Below are 18,520 nucleotides of genomic sequence, written 5' to 3' on the forward strand. Positions count from 1 at the left end.
TTACCAAGCATAATAATCGATTCTCTCTACCATGTCTTCTTTCATCTTCCTCTATTTTCCTGCTCTATCATCCATATGGAGAAAAAACAAGGTTTCAAAAGCTTATGTATTGAATATATAGAGGGTGCAGGTATTATGCAGGAATATGAGAGGAGATTTTGCATTTGAATCCGAATGAATCCAACGAGTCCTCAAAGCCAGCGTTTTTCACGAAAGAATTCACGCATAACCCTTACCCGGTATATGAAATGTTAAGAAAAGAGGAGCCTGTTTTCAGAGTCATGTTTCCTCACGGGGAGTTCGGCTGGATTATTACGCGATACGAGGATGCAGTTCAGATCCTGAAAGATCCTCGCTTCACTAAAGATATCGCCAAACGTTATGGACCTGAAAATCAAAGTATCTTTGTCAATAACATGCTGTTCTCCGATCCACCAGATCATCGCCGTCTGCGCGGACTTGTACAGAAAGCGTTCACCCCCAAGTTGATTGCAGACATGAGAAGCCATATTCAAGAGATTGCGGATGAGCTGTTGGACAACCTTGCGTCACAGGAAAAAATGAATCTGATCGATGACTTTGCTTTCCCGCTGCCCATCATTGTCATCAGTGAGATTCTGGGCGTCCCTATTGAGGATCGTGACAAATTCCGCATGTGGTCCAATACGGTAATCGATGCTTCCACAGCCGAGAGCGCCGAGCTGTTTGAGCAGCATGCCAGGGAGTTTACGGATTACCTGACGGCCTGGTTCGCGAAAGTACGCCAAGATCCCGGCACTGATCTGATCAGCCAGCTTGTCATTGCTGAAGAATCCGGGCAACAACTATCTGAAAATGAATTGCTTGGCGTAGTCTCCTTGTTAATCATAGCGGGCCATGAAACGACGGTTAATCTCATCGGCAACGGAATTCTTGCCCTGCTGGAGCATCCGGAGCAACGCGAACTGCTCATTAAGCAGCCCGAACTTATTCACAACGCCATTGAGGAGATGCTGCGATACAACGGACCAGTGGAGTTTAGTACATCCCGCTGGGCTCTGGAAGATATTGAATTCCGTGGACAGCATATCGCTCAAGGTGAACTTGTTATCGTTGCGCTTGATTCCGCTAACCGGGATGAGGAGCAGTTCAAAGATGCTGATGTCTTTGACATTACCCGCGAGAAGAGTTCGCATCTGGCGTTTGGCAAAGGCATTCATCTCTGCCTCGGAGCACCGCTTGCTCGTCTGGAAGGTGAGATTGCAGTCAGCACACTTCTGAATCGTTTTCCTAATATGCAGCTACAGGCTGATGTGGATGAACTCGAATGGAGACCCGGCATGATTGTTCGTGGTGTCAAGGAAATCCCGGTCCAACTTAAATAATTGCTATGAATAATTGAAAGTGAGGCACCTTACATCATGGAAATGAACACCTTGGTATGGATCGTTTTGCTGCTTCTGATCTTTGTGTTACTGGTCAGAGTCACCAGCCTGCAACGTCAATTGAATGAATTGAAAAGAGATGTGGAGCGTCTGGAGAACGGTTCAACCGCAGGCGCACGCTCCGACTTCAATTACACCTTGTCGCCGAAGGAAGCATCTCCTTCCCACACAAGCCAACCAGCCCGAACTGATCTGGATCAGGAACTGCTTGCACTTATACAACAAGGGAAAAAAATTATGGCGATCAAACGACTGCGTGAAGCCCGAGGTCTTTCGTTGAAGGAAGCCAAGGACTATGTTGATTCTCTAGATTCTTGAAGTTAAACAAACCAAAAAGAGAGGCTCTGTACGCATACAGTGACCTCTCTTTAAACATTTTAACAGCTATTTTATTGCCATAGGCTGAACTCTTATTGGGCCGTAACTGCACCATCGATCGGATATACTGCACCATTAATATACGGCGCTTCATCTCCAAGCAGGAAGGAAACCAAATTTGCGATCTCTTCCGGTCTGCCTAGACGTCCAGATGGAATGCTATCAACGGTTGCCTTGAACACTTCAGGGTTGTCTTTACCAAACTGAACAACCATCGGTGTCTCAATAGTACCTGGCGCAATCGCATTTACACGAATGTTGTCCTTGCCATATTCAATCGCAGCTGTGCGAGTCAAGCCCACCACGCCATGTTTTGTTGCTGCGTAAGGTGCAACCGCAGGTACACCAACAATACCAGCTGTGGAGGCTGTATTCACAATGGAACCTCCACCTGTTTTGAGCATTTCCTTAATTACATACTTCAACCCGTAGAATACACTTCTCAGGTTAATATCAATAATCTGGTCAAACTGCTCAATTGTATGTTCGATCAGCTTGATACCAGGACCTGCAATACCTGCATTATTAAAGAACATGTCGATTCGTCCGAACTCTTCGACTGTTTTTTTCACATAATTCTCAACTTCAGGTGCTTTACTTACATCTGCTTGTACAAAAATAGCTTTACTTCCCAGCTTCTCAATCTGCTTAACCGTTTCAAGACCTGTCTCTTCGACAAGATCCACAACGACAATGGATGCACCCTTCTCAGCCAGCTTCAATGCTGCTGCTTGGCCCAATCCACTTCCTGCTCCAGTAATAATGGCTACTTTTCCTGCGTGACTCATGTTGATCTCCTACATGTATGTGTGTCATCTTGTGATTGGATCGATGAATACGATATGAAACGTACTTACATGTAATGATGCAATATGTAGGTCAAAAATGGCATAAAACCTTCCTGACTTTACCTATTCTAATAGACTTTCGACATAAAAACAAATCATATAATATGTATCCATACTATATCACCTGTCACATTTTCAGCATTTCAATTGAAGGAGCACACAACTGTAACGTCTTGTTGCATGCTCCTCTTTTACATAAACAATACTTTGAAAGTCGGTATCTCTACAACTTCACACGGTGCATTTCCGCTTTATCGAAACGGCTATCTTAGCAAATTCGTTTTTGCCAATTCAATAATTTCGTCACCGCGTCCGTTCAGCACGGCTTTCATCATCCATAAGGTGAATCCTTCCGCCTGTTTGATATCAATCTTCGGAGGTAAAGACAATTCCTGACGGTTCACCACCACATCAATCAGTACAGGACCATCATGCTGAAGCGCACGCTGCACAGCTCCTTCAAGTTCACCCGGATCTTCAACCCGAATACCTTCCATGCCCATGGCTTGAGCAACCATCGCAAAGTTGGGACTGACAAGCTCTGTTCCCGATTCCAGAAATCCGGCAGCTTTCATCTCCAGCTCAACAAAACCGAGTGCTCCATTATTAAACACCACAACTTTGATCGGCAGATTATGCTGTTTCAATGTCAACAGATCACCCATCAACATCGTAATACCACCATCACCCGACAACGAGATGACTTGTCTGCCCGGATCAGCGACCTGAGCACCAATTGCTTGTGGCAGGGCATTTGCCATCGTACCATGACTGAATGAACCGAGCAGTCTGCGATTACGAGACATCTCGATATAACGGGCCGCCCATACTGTCGGAGTACCGACATCACAGGTGAAGATGGCATTTTCAGCTGCGGCATCACTAATAACCTTGGTTAGGTACTGCGGATGGATGGGCTTTTTACCCGGTTTTCCAACGGCCAGCTCGTCCAGATCTTTGCGTACTTTCACATAACGATCCACACTTTTACGCAGATGTTTGTCACTGTGTTCCTCTGTCAGATAAGGAAGCAAAGTTTCAATGGTCGCTTTTACATCCCCACATACGCCGTAATCCAGCTTCGTGCGCCGACCCAGATGGGAAGATTGAATGTCGACCTGAAGGACTTTCGCATCTTCGGGATAGAATTGACGATATGGGAAATCCGTTCCCAGCATCAGTAGTACATCACAGTCCATCATGGCATGATAACCGGATGAATACCCAATTAGACCCGTAAGACCCACGGAATAGGGGTTGTCATACTCCAAATATTCCTTGCCTCGAAGTGCAATAACCATCGGGGATTTCAAGCGATCACAGAGCTGCATAAGGGGCTCCCGAGCGCCCGCGCAGCCTGCACCGCACAATAACGTAATTTTTTTGCCTTGATTCAGATACTCCGCCAGTTTCACGAGTTCGGGCTCAGAAGGATGTACCACGGGGTTGGTTGCGTGATACACATGCTCAGGCACAGGAAGATCCGCTGCTTCAAGTCCTGCTACATCCCCCGGCAATACAACGACGGACACACCTGAACGCGCGACTGCTGTCTGAATGGCCATCGTCAGAGAACGCGGCATCTGTTTTGCTGTTGTAATGACTTCACAATAATCACTACATTCCTGGAACAGATACTCCGGATGCGTCGCCTGAAAATATTCACTGCCAATCTCGTCACTTGGGATATGTGCAGCGATAGCGAGTACAGGAACACGATTGCGGTGACAGTCATACAGACCGTTAATCAGATGCATATTACCAGGACCACTACTACCTGCGCAGACAGCGATACTTCCACTGACCTCAGCGTCCGCCCCAGCAGCAAATGCAGCTACTTCTTCATGACGTACATGAATCCATTCGATCTTGCCCGAACGACGAATGGAGTCAAGTACCGCATTCAAGGAGTCTCCAACAATGCCATATATGCGTTTGATGCCAGCGTTCAATAAGGATTCAACCAGAACGTCCGCGACTGTTTTTTTCATAAGTGATGGGTCTCCTTTAATTGCTCATTTTGATTATGTTTCCACTCTGTTAATATACCTATTCTTATACCCCAATCTTCCGAAAACCGAACCAACTCATATGTATGTCTGGATATATGAAACAAAAACCTGCCCCTTGAACCGTTATTCCAGCCAAAGCAAATGCCAAAAAATCCGCTTGTCGAATGACAAACGGATTACGGTTACACTCAGTTTATTCATTTTCATGTGAACTCCTAATCCAAATCAGACATTAGATAGCAGGCATCACGTTGCCACCACTTACCGGAATATAGGCACCTGTGATAAATGAGGACAGATCCGAAGCGAGAAAAGCTACCGCATTGGCGATCTCCTGATCCTCACCCCTGCGCTTCAGCGGCACGGTACGCGTATATGCCTCATCATGTCCAGGCTCACTGGACCGATCACGTTCGCTAATTGTCCATCCAGGTGCAACCTGGTTTACGGTAATCTGATACTCGCCAACCTCCTTGGCAAGTACGCGATATACACCGTCCATTCCACGTTTACCAGCGGTGTAGGCCGATTGGTGAGCGAAATTTTGCATTGCACATTCCGTATTAATACCAATGAACCGACCAGATTTGATATCTTGCATATGTGGAATGAAAGCTTTGGCAAGATAGACACTCTGCATGACACAGGATTCGAACTGGCTCAAGTAATCTTCAGGAGACTGTTCCAACACCGTTGTCCATTCATATTGAATGACTGCATTGGCAACAACGATATCCACTCCGCCGAGGACAGGCTGAATTTCATCACGCATCCGAATTGCTGTATCCTGCTTTGTAATATCTCCCTGTACAATAACAGCCTGACGACCGAGTGCTTTAATCTCACCTTGAAGCTCCCGAGCCTTGGTATCATTATTTATGTAATGTAGAGCCAGATTGGCGCCACAGGCTGCCAACATGCGGGCGATGACTCTCCCCAGTTGTCCGGTTGCGCCTGTAACAAGAGCCGTTTTTCCTGAGAGATCCAATTGCATAACAGCGAAAACCTCCTTGAATTTATTTGGTCGAAATAGTCGAAAACGATTTCGGAAATATGATATTTTTGTTCATTAATTACGCGTTATTCAGAGAGATATACAGCATTGTTCAATGCTGTATATGGTAGTTCAACTTTTTTCCTATATGTGGAGACTATTAATTATGATGTTGAATAAGATCAATTTCCTGGAAGCGACTGACTTCCTTTTCCCAACGCTCTTCTACATATTGATGGTGAACCGGGTGATTGTTGTATGCATCATACGCAGCCTGATCTGCAAAGACCATCGAGAAGCTGTAGTCAAACTCGTTCTTCTCACTTACCTGTCTCAAAACCTGAAATTGCTCTACCCCAGGAATGACAGCCAGTGCATCCGAACTTTCCTTCAAAAAGGCTTCGGCCTCCGGTGTATCTTTACCCGCGTAAAGTGTAAACGTTACCATATGTGTGATGCTGCTCATCTCTATTTCCTCCTCCAATATGTTCGTACTCTGTTTCCTAGTGTACATCCGAATGTGTTGTAAGCGCAATAATTGGTTGAATTAATTTTTAATGTACACAAAAAAACCTCAGGACAAATCCCGAGGTTTTTTTGTAATGTATGGACAAAATTATTTGGTGATGTTGTATTTACGGTTAAATTTATCAACACGGCCACCGATATCCACGTTTCTTTGTTTACCAGTGAAGAACGGGTGGGATGCGGAACTAGTGTCCACACGGATTACTGGGTAAGAGTTACCGTCTTCCCATTCCATAGTTTCGTTAGAGAACTTCGTGGAAGAACTCAGGAATTTGAAATCAGCACTTGCATCGTAAAAAATTACGAGTTGTGTCTTTGGATGGATGTCAACTTTTGGCATAATCTATTTACACTCCTTTAATATGGGTACTTCTTTAGAATCAAACTACATTTTATTATACTCTTTTTTTGGACAAAGTACCAGCAGGTTTTGAGGAATAGCTAAAAAAAATATGATATCTGTGATTTTGCACCTAATCAGGTGTCACGCCGTCCCTTTCTCCAGTACATTCAACATGTACTCCAAAGCCTCCAGTTCATCCCTGCCTCTTGTCTGTAATCTGACAACACTACCATATCGAATGGGTAGTAACGCCATTCCAAGCAGGCTTTTGACATCTACACGATGCTCATGTTCAGACTCCATATACGACAAAATAATATCCGAGGAAAAACGCGACGCTTGAGAAGATACCGACATCAGATCATCCCGATGAAAATCAGCGTGTATCATAAATTCATGTACTCTCACAACCTTCAGTTCCTTTCGCTAAGTACTTATTCACCAATATGGTGTGTATCCATTTATATATTAAAATCTTCATGAATTATACCATGTTATGGGAGCTTGACCCATACTTTTTTGTGAAAAAAAACAAAAAAGAGTCCTGAACCGCAGGACTCTTTCCAGGCTGTTCTTACATACCGTTCGGATAAACCATGACCTTCAGACTGCCACTTTTATTGTGTAATGCACGCTCCATCGCTTGCTGTGTCTCTTCGAGTGAATAACGATCTGTAATCAGGGACATCACGGCATGCTGCCCGGAGCTCAGAAATTCAATTCCTGCCGGATACGTATTGGCATAACGGAATATGCCATAGATATCAACTTCATTGTCCGCAATAAATGGAACATTGAGTGGGATCTCGTCCTGTGCAGGCAAGCCCACAATCGCAAGTTTCCCTCCACGTCGAAGTGAATACAGAGCAGATTGTAGCGCCTTCGGATTCCCCGCTGTTTCCCATGCAGTATCAACACCCACACCATTTGTTAACTCGCGAATCACAGCCAGCGCATCTTCATTCCGCACATTAATGGTATGCGTGGCACCCATGCGGCGAGCTGCTTCCAGCCTAACTTCCTCCAGATCCGTTACTATGATCTTCTCTACACCGAAAGATTTGGCAGCAGCCACGGCCATGAGTCCAACGGGACCCATGCCCATAATCGCCAGGGTTGTACCCGGAGCCAACTTGCTACGGCGTGCAGCGTGAATACCAACAGAGAATGGCTCGTTCATAGCTGCTTCCTCATAAGACAGATGATCCGGGATCGGGAATACCATATCTTCACGCATCACCATGTATTGTACAAATGCCCCATCCACCGGAGGGGTCGCCAGAAATTGTACATCCGGACACAGGTTATAACGACCTTCCTTACATGCCGTGCAGCGTCCGCAAGTCACCCCAGGCTCAATAGCAACCCGATCCCCTGTTTTCAGACGTGATACGTTCGAGCCAACAGCAGCAATGATCCCAGCACACTCATGACCCAGAATGATCGGTTTCTCCACCACAAATCTGCCAATGCGTCCATGTTCAAAATAATGCACATCCGAGCCACACACCCCGACAGCCATTACCTGGATTAACACCTCATCCGCTGCCGGTTGCGGGACGGGTTGTTCCTCAATAATAATGTGTCCTGGCTCTGTCATGACAGCGGCCTTCATGGTCTCGGGTAGTTGATGTTGTCCCATACGGTTCTCCTCCTCATGTATGTCCATGCTGTCTATTGTACATCAAAGAAAACAAGGTATCTTTTTTCTTCATAACACCAAGTTCATCCGCATTCCCAATTCCACTCAATAGATTGTTCGACCTTGTTCATCCGCAATGCCGCTCTTGCGATAGAAGTACGTATTGATCATGTCCCGCCATTCCTTGGCATGTTCGGCCTGGTTGTCCTGTAATGAAGCAACTTTGCTGAAAATAACCGGGTCGATTTTGCCCTCCAGCTGTCTCCATATCTCGGCTAACGCCTCTGCCTGCACAACACCTTCAAAGTGTGTATCATAAATATGCTGAATGACCGTTTTACCAGAATGCAGAACATGGGTGTACGGCACGTGATGGAAAAATAAGATCAGCTCATCCGGACAGGTGTCTACGGACTCATAACGATCAGCATTCTCAGGGTGATACTGTGAAGTGTATCCTGTGCCGCTGTTCACGGTGCGATCTACACCAATGCCATGACAATCGGCAAAGTGATACGTTCCCCATTTGGAATACTCGTATCCATCTACATTCGGCCCGTAATGATGTTCCGGGTTAACCATCCAGCCTACACCGAGAGGCGCCGTATAATTCTCATAGATATCTAGTGAAGTCAAAAGCATGCCCGTAACCTGCCGCACAACTTCGTCTTCATGTCCAAATGTGAGTCTCACCCACTCATCAGCAATCTCTTCCGCGGACAGCTCCGGGTTCCACGCAAGTCTTCCATATCCATATAGATTCGCCTGCGCGAGTGGATGTCCTGTCCAACAGGCATCTGCACCAATATTGGATACTGCGGCGAAGCCACTGTATGGTCGTTTATACAGAGAACCGTCCGCGATTCGCTTGATCTCTGAACCTTCGCCTTTGGCATATGTGTCAAAGTCCAATACTTCTTTCCACTGAGGAACCAGATAACAGAGATGACGTTGTTGCCCGGTATACTCCTGTGTAATCTGAAATTCAATCACCTGATTTGTATTTTCCATGGCACCAAACAGCGGGGATACCGCCTCTCTCACCTGAAAGTCCATCGGCCCGTTTTTGATCTGCAAAATGACATTTTCGGCAAAACGCCCGTCCAGCGGCGTAAAGTGGTCATAAGCTGCACGTGCACGGTCAGTGGAACGATCCCGCCAGTCCTGCTTGCAGTTATAGACAAAGCAACGCCAGATGACCAATCCACCGAATGGCCGAAGGGCTTCAGCCAGCATGTTCGCACCATCGGCATGATCACGGTTATACGTGAACGGTCCCGGACGATTCTCGGAGTCTGCCTTGATCAGGTAACCGCCAAAATCCGGAATCGCTGCGTACACCTTGGCCGTTTGAATGTTCCACCATTCCCGTACCTGCGCATCCAGCGGATCAGCCGTACGTAAACCACCAATCTCAATTGGACTTGCGTAGTTGGCGCTCAGGAACAATCGAATACCATACGCTCTGAATTCAGCGGCAACCTTCGCCACATCACTAAGATAACGTTCTGTCAGAAACAGACTCTCACGGCGGTGAACATTGACGTTGTTGATCGATATGGCATTGATTCCCGTGGAAGCGAGCAAACGTGCGTAATCCCGGATGCGTCCCAAGTCCAGCGTGAATTCCCCGTTATCATAGAAAATGGATTCTCCTGCGTAACCACGCTCAATGCTGCCGTCCACGTTATCCCACTGATTAATCATCCGTAGCGCATTCGTTGGCTGCTCTGTAATGAAGCTCCACTTCTTCACAGCGCTATCCGCCTCATGTGCACTTCCTTGATCCATTGTCAACTCTCGAAGCAGATGGAATGCACCATAGAGCACACCTTGGGGGGTCTCTGATCCAATGACCAGCACACCCTCGGTCTCGTTCTCACGAATGATGTACCCTTCTCCTTGAACAGTTGAACGCTCTGTCTCGCTGAACAACCCGGCCACGGTATCGCTCCCTGTCCAAGTGCCGATTTGTATTGCGGGAGCGGAAGCATGATTGTCCCGTTCACTTTCCTGAGTATCAGACAGATGACTGACCGACGGTTTCACGCCATATAACCTTTCCAGTCCCCGTGAAAGTTCGGTCAGAGCTGTTGTGATCACTCCATGGTCCTCTCCCACCAATATCAGCTTGCTCCACGCAGGAGCCGTCTTTTGAGCAAGTCCATTCGCTTCTGGCAATTCAGAGTGATACCCCAGCCACGCATCGTACTGTGGACCCGACAAGACAGATTGAACGACGGATTGGCTCATTGTACCGCCTCCTTGCTCGCATAGATCTGCGCAAGGCGATTCCCTTTTCCTTCGAGTAGCCATAGAATCGACGTTACACCACGCGGATAGTACTTGCTGCCAACCGCCACACCAGACAGGATCTGGTCACTCCAGCACCAGTAGGATTCCTCCGGATGCAGAAGCCAGTTGACATGAGCCGCGTCTGCTGCCTTGCCTGTCTCATTCCATTCCACACCCAGCAGCTCTCTAGCGATAAACTGGGACAAATAGATTTTGCTCAGCCACGAGTTATTGCTTGTTGAGGACAGTTTCCAGCCCCCATCTTCGAACAGACATGTTGCCGGTACAAGAACCGTGTTCAGATGAGTTTGGAGTGCTTTCAGATAAGGTCCAAAACGACCATTGACATCCAGTGCTGCTTCACAGCCTGTAAAGTACGGGAACACCAAACCTTCAATCGCCGGAATGATTCGAGAATCATTATTTTCTGCAATAACAGCTGGAATGTAGCCGCCATCAGTCAACTGTGCAGCAATACTGGCAGCGCAGCGATCCGCTTGAAGCCCTGCTTGATGGGACAGATCGGCCAACTTCTCAGTTGCGAACAGCTTCTCCAATGCAACATAGACCGCCCAACATTTACCCGCCAGATAGATATTATTGCGAGACTGACCAAGTGACACATCCAGGCTATCGTAAGTTGTAATCTCCGCTCCACCTTGGGTGCGGCTGCTATCCAGACCCATCAGACCGTTACGCTGCTCTGCGTCGGGATGGTCACGATTAAGCATGCTTTCGAAGCAATCCTGGATAACAGGCAACATGTTTTTCACAAAAGCTTGATCCTGTGTCTGTTCAATGTATACTGTCGCGCAGCAGAGCCAGTTCACCAGTTCCTCGTGGCTCATCTGTGAGAAACAGTCGTCAATGCCAACCAGCTCATATGCCGAGTGTCCAGGGCGTGAGAACACATTGGCAACACCAATATCATGGGTAAAGGTAATTCCGCCCGGATATAACTTCTCTTCCCCCGGGAAACGAACCTGATCCGTATAACTGTATCGTTTCACAAACCACTCCAGCTCATTACGCACCGTCCATGGATTCAAGGCAAGCTCGAAGTACAACTGATCAGCCGTCAGATCAAGTGTGTTCATCATCCGATACTCCCCTTCGTTCACCACCCAGAGTGGCTCACCATCGGCATCCAGCAGTTGAGTACTGGCATAATAGCTGTGAATGGAATGAGCAAGCATGAATGATTGATCTTCGGTCAAAGCAGCCGATCCAAGGCGTTGTTCAACCTCTCCACAGGATGCAGTCAACTCACTGAAGCGTTGAAGTGCATACTCTCCTGCAGCCTGAATATCGGAGAAGTACCGCGTATACCAATACGTTGTGTCCATTCCTGTCGTCACAATGCCCCCGCGATAGAAACATACTGCGAATTGATACGTACGTTTCTCTCCAGCCGGAACCTCCATCAGTAGTGCAGCTGTTGAACCAAGTCCAAATGCCAGATTCTCCTGATGTTTCTCCTGCAACAGTTTCTCCAGCGTAAATCCGCGTGCGGGCCACAGTCCGTCATCTGCTGACATAATCGCTGTAAGTCGACCTTGTCCCACACCTGTGATGGAGCCACCTTCCGGTCCCCCAATCAGACGCATCGCAGAGTACGGATCATTGCCCTGATAACCAAAGTAGGCTTTGCGGGATTGTTGACCTTCCGTATTATCAATTGTCATCTCAACCAATACGGCAGGTACGAGTGCATCCATTAATTCTTCACGATCCCCATTCGTTGGATCAGGTACTGGACGTACAGGCGAGTAGATACGGAACGTCAGATCTCCAGCAGTCCACGTATCCGTACCTGAGGTAAATTCACGCGTAATATCTTCATCGCGAAAAGCCGTAATAAGAGGTTGTGGAACTTTGGTCGCTGTTGTCGACGCCGGGTCCCCATTTTCCAACTTCTCTACATCATAGCGGCTGCTCTCATCCTCGGAAGCTTCATAAAAAGGAAGCGCCTGATAATTGTCGCCATCGCGAGATTGTAATCCAATATATACATTCTGGTCAGCCGGCTTGCCGAGTTCAAGACCCAGCCCGCCTTTGGCTCCTTTGTAACCCAGTGTAAAACTCGCAAAAGCACCAATCGGTGCGTGATGTGCATTATAAAAGATGGATTTGAATGTGCTCATGAATCATAACCCCTCTCAGAATGGTATGCATACGTTTTCATTAGCCCCATCCTAACACGTGGTTCCACCTCCGACCATGATCAAATCAATCGGATATTTACCCAAATCAAGCTGATAGACTATAATGAATTAAAGCGGTTACACAAAAACATTCCATTTGATATAAGTGCATGTTCAAAATCGCACTTTTTGAACAACCTCTAAATAAAGGAGGATCTTCCATGTCTTCAACGTATTTGCCTCCTACTTTGGGAGAAAGTGTCCATGAAGTTTTTTATCCAGATGTGCAAACAACGGTTAATCTGTTCGCCATTCATTTACGAAGTGTCGGTACGGACTGGGATTATCCGGCGCATGAGCACCCTCAATATGAATTGAATTATGTCACGGAAGGCGAGCAACGCATGATGGTGAACGGCACCCTATATATTCAAAAGGCTGGCGAACTACTCCTGATTCCTCCGGGAAGTATTCATTCCAGCCAGAGCCATAACGGCAAGGGATTCACGTATTTTTGCATGCATTTTGACATTGATGATCAGTTGTTCCTATCGTTGCTTGCGCGCATCAAACAAGTACGATTCAGTGCAGATAGTCCGGTTACGCAGCAGATCGAGCCTGTTTTGCGCAAATTGATGTCATCTGCGGATGATGAAGTAGCAAGTACAATGGTGCAGCGCATGCAGTTGCAATCTGCGGTATTTGAACTATTTGGCCATCTGTGGGAGGCGGTCTCGCAAGAGGCAGCGCAATGGTTTACCGACGGACACGAGAAGATCGAACTCGCCCACCAGATTCGTAATCGATTGCAAGGCCTGATGAGTCAGCAATTCAAACAGGGACACAAGTCCAACGGTCACTATGGCATTGATGATATAGCAGCAGAGCTGGGCATCAGTTCTTCTCACTGTAATCGAGTGTTTAAGGAGGTGTTCGGTCAGTCTCCACGTGCTGTATTGTCCCAGTTGGTTTTGCATGAAGCGAAGCTTCTTCTGGGCAATCCGAAGCTGTCCGTTCAAAATATTGCCGTCATGCTTGGTTATAAGGATATCGCCCATTTCAGTCGTCAGTTCAAGCGCTGGTCCGGCATGTCACCATCCCGTTACCGACAGGAACAGCCTGCTCTGGAATGAAGTCCAGTAGCAGGCTGTTTGTCTTTCTTATTTTTTATTTCAACAAACGCTTAATCAACTTCAGCTTGTTATCATACGGTGGATACAGAATCGGCAGATTCAATTTGGTGCTTTTTTTCAGTACACTTTTGAGATGAGAGAAGGTTTCGAAGCTGTACTGCCCATGATACGAACCAACACCCGAATGACCAACACCACCAAACGGCAGACGCGGATTAGCAACATGCGTGATGGTGTCGTTAATGCAGCCGCCTCCAAAAGAAACTTCACGCAGCACTTTGTCCTGAATCTGGGTGTCGGAAGTAAACAGATACAAGGCGAGTGGTTTCGGCCGCTTGACGATTTCTACAATGGCTTCATCGAGATTACGGTAGCTAATGATCGGCAGAATCGGTCCAAAAATCTCATCTTCCATCGTTGCTGCTTCCCAGGACTCCGCATCAATCAGCGTAGGTTCAATGAAGCGATCTTCCTCATCCGAAGCTCCCCCATAGATCACTTTGGCGTGATCCCGTTCAATCAGAGTTGTCAGACGTTTAAAATGTCCCTTGTTCACGATTCGCCCATAGTCCTTGTTGTGCTGGATATCCGAACCAAAGAAAGACACGATTGCTGCCTTCATCTCTGTAATTAACGCTTCCTTCACGCGCTCATGCACAAGTAAATAATCGGGTGCGATACAGGTCTGTCCTGTATTGAGCAGTTTGCCCCATATAATGCGCTCAGCTGCTACTTTGATATCCGCCTGTTCATCCACGATGACAGGGCTCTTGCCTCCAAGTTCTAACGTAACGGGAACGAGATTTTTGGCAGCTGCCTCCATCACAATCTTGCCTACCGGTACACTGCCTGTAAAAAAGATATAGTCGAATGGCGCGTTAATCAGCGCTGTCGTTGTATCTTTTGCACCATCAAGCACTTGTACGTATGCCGGTTCGAACACGCTCGCAATCATTTCACGTACAACAGCGGACACCGCAGGTGTATTCTCTGACGCTTTGAGCACGGCTGTGTTACCTGCTGCAATCGCACCAACCAATGGTTCGATTAAGAGTTGAAAAGGATAATTAAACGGTCCGATAATTAGAACCGCCCCGTAGGGTTCGGGTATGATATAACTTTTCGAACCAAGGAGTGCCATTTGCGTTTTCACTTTAACGGGTTTCACCCATTTATTCACTTTACGAATGGTGTGTGTGATGCTATCCATCATAAATCCGATCTCGGTTGTGTAGGATTCGAACTCACTTTTGCCCAAATCCTGATAGAGAGCTTCTGTCAGTCTGGATTCGTACTTTTGAATGGCCTGCTTCAGTTGGGTCAGACGGGCAATTCGAGCTTCTGCCGATCGTGTTGCCCCGGAACGAAAGAACTGTCGTTGCTGCTCCAAGATCTGTTCAACTTCCTGACTGGTTACTTCCTGTATCGTCGTTGTCATATATACATACTCCTCTATTCATTATTGATCAAGCGTTTAAACTTACGAACCTATAAGACACATGCAAAAGCATGTTTGATCACTATTACTCTACAGACACTCTTCTTCCAAAGCAGCTACCAGTTCCTTCAGCAGTTCCACCGATGCATTCAATGAAGCCGAATAATAGCGCTGTGTCCCCTTCTGTTCCACAGATATAAGTCCCTTCTCTAACAACAGCTTGAGATGATGAGATATGGCTGGGCGGGATAGGCTGGATTGTTCGGTAATTTCATTTACCGTCATTCTGCCCTTCTCGGTAAGTGTCAGCAAAATGGATTGACGATGGTTGTCACTTAACACCTGAAATAACGGAATACAGGTTTGAAAAACGCTAATTGCTTTTTGTCCCACGGTTTCACCTCTATACTATTTCTTCTTCATTATTTCTACGTCTATTTTCTCCGTTTGGTGTCTGTTGGTTTAAACATTCGAACCTAATGACTGAATTGTACTCTTTAATTACTTGAACTGCAAGTGAACCATCAACTAAATTTAATATAATACTTATAAAGCGCTTCCATACTACCATACAAGTATGGTAGTATGTCATTGAAGGAGTTGAAGTTGTGGAATATACCCCAAAGTTATCATCCAAAGCCGGTTTGTTACCTGTTGCGAGCAATATGTCTTCCATGAATAATAAGCAGTCTTACTCAACGCGAGATGTCGTTTACTTCACGCTGAAACAACTCATTTTGAGTTTGAAAATGCCTCCGGGAACAGCTATTTCTGAGAAGGAAATTTCGCTGGAGTTCCAGGTCAGCCGGACACCTGTTCGAGAAAGTTTTGTAAGGCTTGCACAGGAAGGTCTGCTGGAAGTGTATCCACAGCGTGGCACATACGTCTCTCTGATTCAGGTCGATCTCGTTGAGGAAGCACGGTTCATGCGTGAACAGCTCGAACGAGCCGTAATCAGGCTCGCCTGCGAGAACTTTCCGAACGAACAGATGGTAGCTCTTGAACAGAACCTTGCGTGGCAACAGGAATGCAGGGTCAAACCGGATGATGAACGAATGTTCCAATTGGATGAGGAATTCCATAGCACTCTTTTTGCAGGCTGCAACAAAAGCAACACCTGGACTGTTATCCAGCAGATGAATGTACATTTGAATCGAAGTCGCATGTTACGCCTGTCCTCGGACCACCAGTGGGATCACCTGATTGAACAGCACCGGTCTATGGTCAAGGCCATTCAGCAGCATGATGCCGACACAGCAGAGCGACTGATGCAGGAACATTTGCATTTAACTGTCACCGATTTGGCTGTCCTGCAGGATACATATCCGTCCTATTTTCAATGACTGAATTTTTCTTCCTACTATTCATGATGAGGTGAACGTGATGAGAATGGTTTTTCGCTGGTTCGGCGAAGGTAATGATACGGTAACGCTGGATCATATCCGGCAGATTCCGGGTGTTGAAGGTATTGTGTGGGCACTGCACGATGTTCCAGCTGGTGAGGAATGGCCGATGGACAAAATACTCGCTGTCAAAACAGCAGCGGACAAGGCCGGGTTACATCTGGATGTCGTTGAGAGTGTGAACATCCATGAGGATATCAAGTTAGGCCTGCCATCAAGGGATAAATACATTGCGAACTATATTAAAACAATGGAGAAACTGGCTCAAGTTGGTGTGAAGGTCATCTGTTACAACTTTATGCCGATCTTCGACTGGCTTCGCACGGATATGCACAAGGAAATGGAGGATGGCTCAACGGCCCTCTTCTATGAGCACAGTAAACTCGCAGATATAGAACCTCTAGAACTCGTTCGACGCATTACGGAAAACTCCGCACTCACCATGCCAGGTTGGGAACCAGAACGATTGCAGTATTTAACAGGTCTGTTCGAAGCCTACAAGGATGTAACCGAGGATCATATGTGGGAGCACGCACGTTATTTCTTGCAAGAGATTATGCCTACAGCCGAACGGCTGGGGATTCGAATGGCCATCCATCCGGATGACCCGCCATGGCCAATCTTTGGATTACCAAAGATTATTACAAGTCAGGAGAATGTTCGGAAATATTTGAATCTTTATGATAGCCCTTACAATAGCGTGACGTTATGCAGCGGCTCTTTGGGAGCGAATGCCGATAATGACATCATCGGGATGATACACGAGTTCAAGGATCGGATTCCATTTGCCCACATTCGTAATGTAAAAATCTACGATAATGGCGACTTTATTGAAACCTCACATCGCAGTCAGGATGGCAGTGTTGATATTGCAGGGGTTGTTGAGGCTTATCACGATATCGGTTATGAAGGTTATGCAAGACCCGACCACGGTCGTCATCTCTGGGGAGAACAGTGCCGACCTGGTTATGGACTCTATGACCGGGCTTTGGGGATCATGTATCTCTGGGGCGTCTGGGATTCCCTGCAAAGGAGGGCAAAAGCATGAGTGAACACCAATATGAACGCTCATCTCGTCTCGAAGGCAGAACGGCTGTAATCACCGGAGGTGCTGGAGTATTATGCCGCTCCATGGCGGAAGAACTCGCTCGGCACGGTGCAAGTGTAGCCATCCTGAACCGCACGGTGTCCAAGGGACAGGAAGTTGTAGCTGCGATTGAAGCTGCGGGTGGCAGAGCGATTGCTATTGCCTGTGACGTAACCCAGGCCGATAGTGTGCAAGCTGCGGCAGATGCGGTGCTGGAACAGCTTGGACCATGTGATATTCTGATCAATGGCGCGGGTGGCAATAATGCCAGTGCCAACACCACAAATGAAATTTTTAGATTGGAAGATCTGGAAAAGAGCGATGTCACTACATTTTTCGATGTAAGTGTAGAGGGATTTCGTCAAGTGATGGATCTGAATTTTGTCGGTTCTCTCATCCCCACTCAGATCTTTGCAAAACATATGATAGAGCGCGATGTTCCCGCTACTGTCATAAACATTTCTTCCATGAGTGCCCCATCGCCCATGACCAAAGTTCCAGCGTACAGCGCTGCGAAGGCAGCCATTAACAACTTCACGCAGTGGCTCGCCGTGCATCTGGCCGAATCCGGAATTCGTGTCAATGCTATTGCACCCGGGTTCTTCCTGACCGAGCAAAACCGTAATTTATTACTGCAACCAGACGGCTCACCAACGGAACGTTCCAGTAAAATTATTGCTCATACACCCATGCGCCGCTTTGGCAAGCCGGAAGACCTGCTTGGTACATTGATGTGGCTTGCGGATGAAAGACAGTCCGGCTTTGTCACTGGTACAGTCATTCCGGTAGATGGCGGATTTATGGCCTATTCCGGTGTTTAACGATTTCTTACACAGACACTCCGATGAAAG

The 18,520-nt window shown here is 46.9% G+C and carries 17 protein-coding genes; 6 read left to right on the forward strand and 11 right to left on the reverse strand.

Going from position 1 to position 18,520, the window contains the following annotated elements; translation table 11 throughout:
• Positions 1-164 precede the first annotated feature (164 nt).
• Together AC6CIF_RS15870 and AC6CIF_RS15875 are read left to right on the forward strand one after the other, a co-directional pair.
• Positions 165-1,364, forward strand: coding sequence for a cytochrome P450 family protein (locus AC6CIF_RS15870; protein WP_498200379.1), 1,200 nt, complete (start codon positions 165-167; stop codon positions 1,362-1,364).
• A gap of 36 nt (positions 1,365-1,400) precedes the next feature.
• Positions 1,401-1,742, forward strand: coding sequence for a ribosomal protein L7/L12 (locus AC6CIF_RS15875; RefSeq protein ID WP_498200381.1), 342 nt, complete (start codon positions 1,401-1,403; stop codon positions 1,740-1,742).
• 92 nt (positions 1,743-1,834) lie between these two features.
• Here AC6CIF_RS15875 and AC6CIF_RS15880 read toward each other — a convergent pair whose 3' ends face one another.
• From AC6CIF_RS15880 to AC6CIF_RS15920, 9 genes are all read right to left on the reverse strand, one after another.
• A complete protein-coding gene (locus AC6CIF_RS15880; RefSeq protein WP_498200383.1) occupies positions 1,835-2,590 on the reverse strand; it encodes an SDR family NAD(P)-dependent oxidoreductase in 756 nt (251 codons plus the stop codon).
• Between the two features lie 323 nt (positions 2,591-2,913).
• Complete coding sequence (gene poxB / locus AC6CIF_RS15885) at positions 2,914-4,641, reverse strand: ubiquinone-dependent pyruvate dehydrogenase (protein ID WP_498200384.1); 1,728 nt, start codon at positions 4,639-4,641, stop codon at positions 2,914-2,916.
• A 253-nt stretch (positions 4,642-4,894) separates the two neighbouring features.
• On the reverse strand, positions 4,895-5,656 hold the full coding sequence (locus tag AC6CIF_RS15890; protein ID WP_498200386.1) for an SDR family NAD(P)-dependent oxidoreductase: 762 nt from the start codon (positions 5,654-5,656) through the stop codon (positions 4,895-4,897).
• Positions 5,657-5,816: 160 nt separating this feature from the next.
• On the reverse strand, positions 5,817-6,122 hold the full coding sequence (locus AC6CIF_RS15895) for a Dabb family protein (RefSeq protein WP_498200387.1): 306 nt from the start codon (positions 6,120-6,122) through the stop codon (positions 5,817-5,819).
• 150 nt (positions 6,123-6,272) lie between these two features.
• On the reverse strand, positions 6,273-6,524 hold the full coding sequence (locus AC6CIF_RS15900; protein ID WP_036613829.1) for a type B 50S ribosomal protein L31: 252 nt from the start codon (positions 6,522-6,524) through the stop codon (positions 6,273-6,275).
• Positions 6,525-6,668: 144 nt separating this feature from the next.
• Positions 6,669-6,935 (reverse strand): HPr family phosphocarrier protein, encoded by a 267-nt coding sequence (locus AC6CIF_RS15905; protein WP_026081056.1) that lies wholly within the window; start codon positions 6,933-6,935, stop codon positions 6,669-6,671.
• Between the two features lie 166 nt (positions 6,936-7,101).
• Complete coding sequence (locus AC6CIF_RS15910) at positions 7,102-8,169, reverse strand: NAD(P)-dependent alcohol dehydrogenase (RefSeq protein WP_498200389.1); 1,068 nt, start codon at positions 8,167-8,169, stop codon at positions 7,102-7,104.
• Between the two features lie 105 nt (positions 8,170-8,274).
• The gene (locus AC6CIF_RS15915) at positions 8,275-10,422 is read right to left on the reverse strand and encodes an alpha-glucuronidase family glycosyl hydrolase (protein ID WP_498200390.1); all 2,148 of its coding nucleotides are present in this window, start codon (positions 10,420-10,422) and stop codon (positions 8,275-8,277) included.
• Positions 10,419-12,608, reverse strand: coding sequence for a glycoside hydrolase family 52 protein (locus tag AC6CIF_RS15920; protein ID WP_076215381.1), 2,190 nt, complete (start codon positions 12,606-12,608; stop codon positions 10,419-10,421). The genes AC6CIF_RS15915 and AC6CIF_RS15920 overlap by 4 nt, the downstream gene beginning before the upstream one ends.
• A gap of 221 nt (positions 12,609-12,829) precedes the next feature.
• Here AC6CIF_RS15920 and AC6CIF_RS15925 point away from each other — a divergent pair, with 221 nt between their 5' ends.
• Positions 12,830-13,741, forward strand: a complete 912-nt coding sequence (locus tag AC6CIF_RS15925) for an AraC family transcriptional regulator (RefSeq protein WP_076215383.1) — start codon at positions 12,830-12,832, stop codon at positions 13,739-13,741.
• A gap of 34 nt (positions 13,742-13,775) precedes the next feature.
• Here AC6CIF_RS15925 and AC6CIF_RS15930 read toward each other — a convergent pair whose 3' ends face one another.
• Both AC6CIF_RS15930 and AC6CIF_RS15935 read right to left on the reverse strand, forming a co-directional pair.
• The gene (locus AC6CIF_RS15930; RefSeq protein WP_076215386.1) at positions 13,776-15,179 is read right to left on the reverse strand and encodes an aldehyde dehydrogenase; all 1,404 of its coding nucleotides are present in this window, start codon (positions 15,177-15,179) and stop codon (positions 13,776-13,778) included.
• 90 nt (positions 15,180-15,269) lie between these two features.
• Positions 15,270-15,572 (reverse strand): ArsR/SmtB family transcription factor, encoded by a 303-nt coding sequence (locus AC6CIF_RS15935; RefSeq protein WP_017688208.1) that lies wholly within the window; start codon positions 15,570-15,572, stop codon positions 15,270-15,272.
• Positions 15,573-15,844: 272 nt separating this feature from the next.
• Here AC6CIF_RS15935 and AC6CIF_RS15940 point away from each other — a divergent pair, with 272 nt between their 5' ends.
• From AC6CIF_RS15940 to AC6CIF_RS15950, 3 genes are read left to right on the forward strand one after another with little or no spacing between them, the layout of a single operon-like run.
• Entirely contained in the window at positions 15,845-16,522 is a 678-nt protein-coding gene (locus AC6CIF_RS15940) for a GntR family transcriptional regulator (RefSeq protein WP_026081054.1), read from the forward strand.
• Between the two features lie 40 nt (positions 16,523-16,562).
• Positions 16,563-17,630 (forward strand): mannonate dehydratase, encoded by a 1,068-nt coding sequence (gene uxuA, locus AC6CIF_RS15945; RefSeq protein ID WP_036673719.1) that lies wholly within the window; start codon positions 16,563-16,565, stop codon positions 17,628-17,630.
• A complete protein-coding gene (locus AC6CIF_RS15950) occupies positions 17,627-18,490 on the forward strand; it encodes an SDR family oxidoreductase (RefSeq protein ID WP_076215391.1) in 864 nt (287 codons plus the stop codon). Before uxuA ends, AC6CIF_RS15950 begins: the two co-directional genes overlap by 4 nt.
• Positions 18,491-18,520 lie beyond the last annotated feature (30 nt).

It is taken from the genome of Paenibacillus sp. GQ49, from assembly GCF_059759055.1.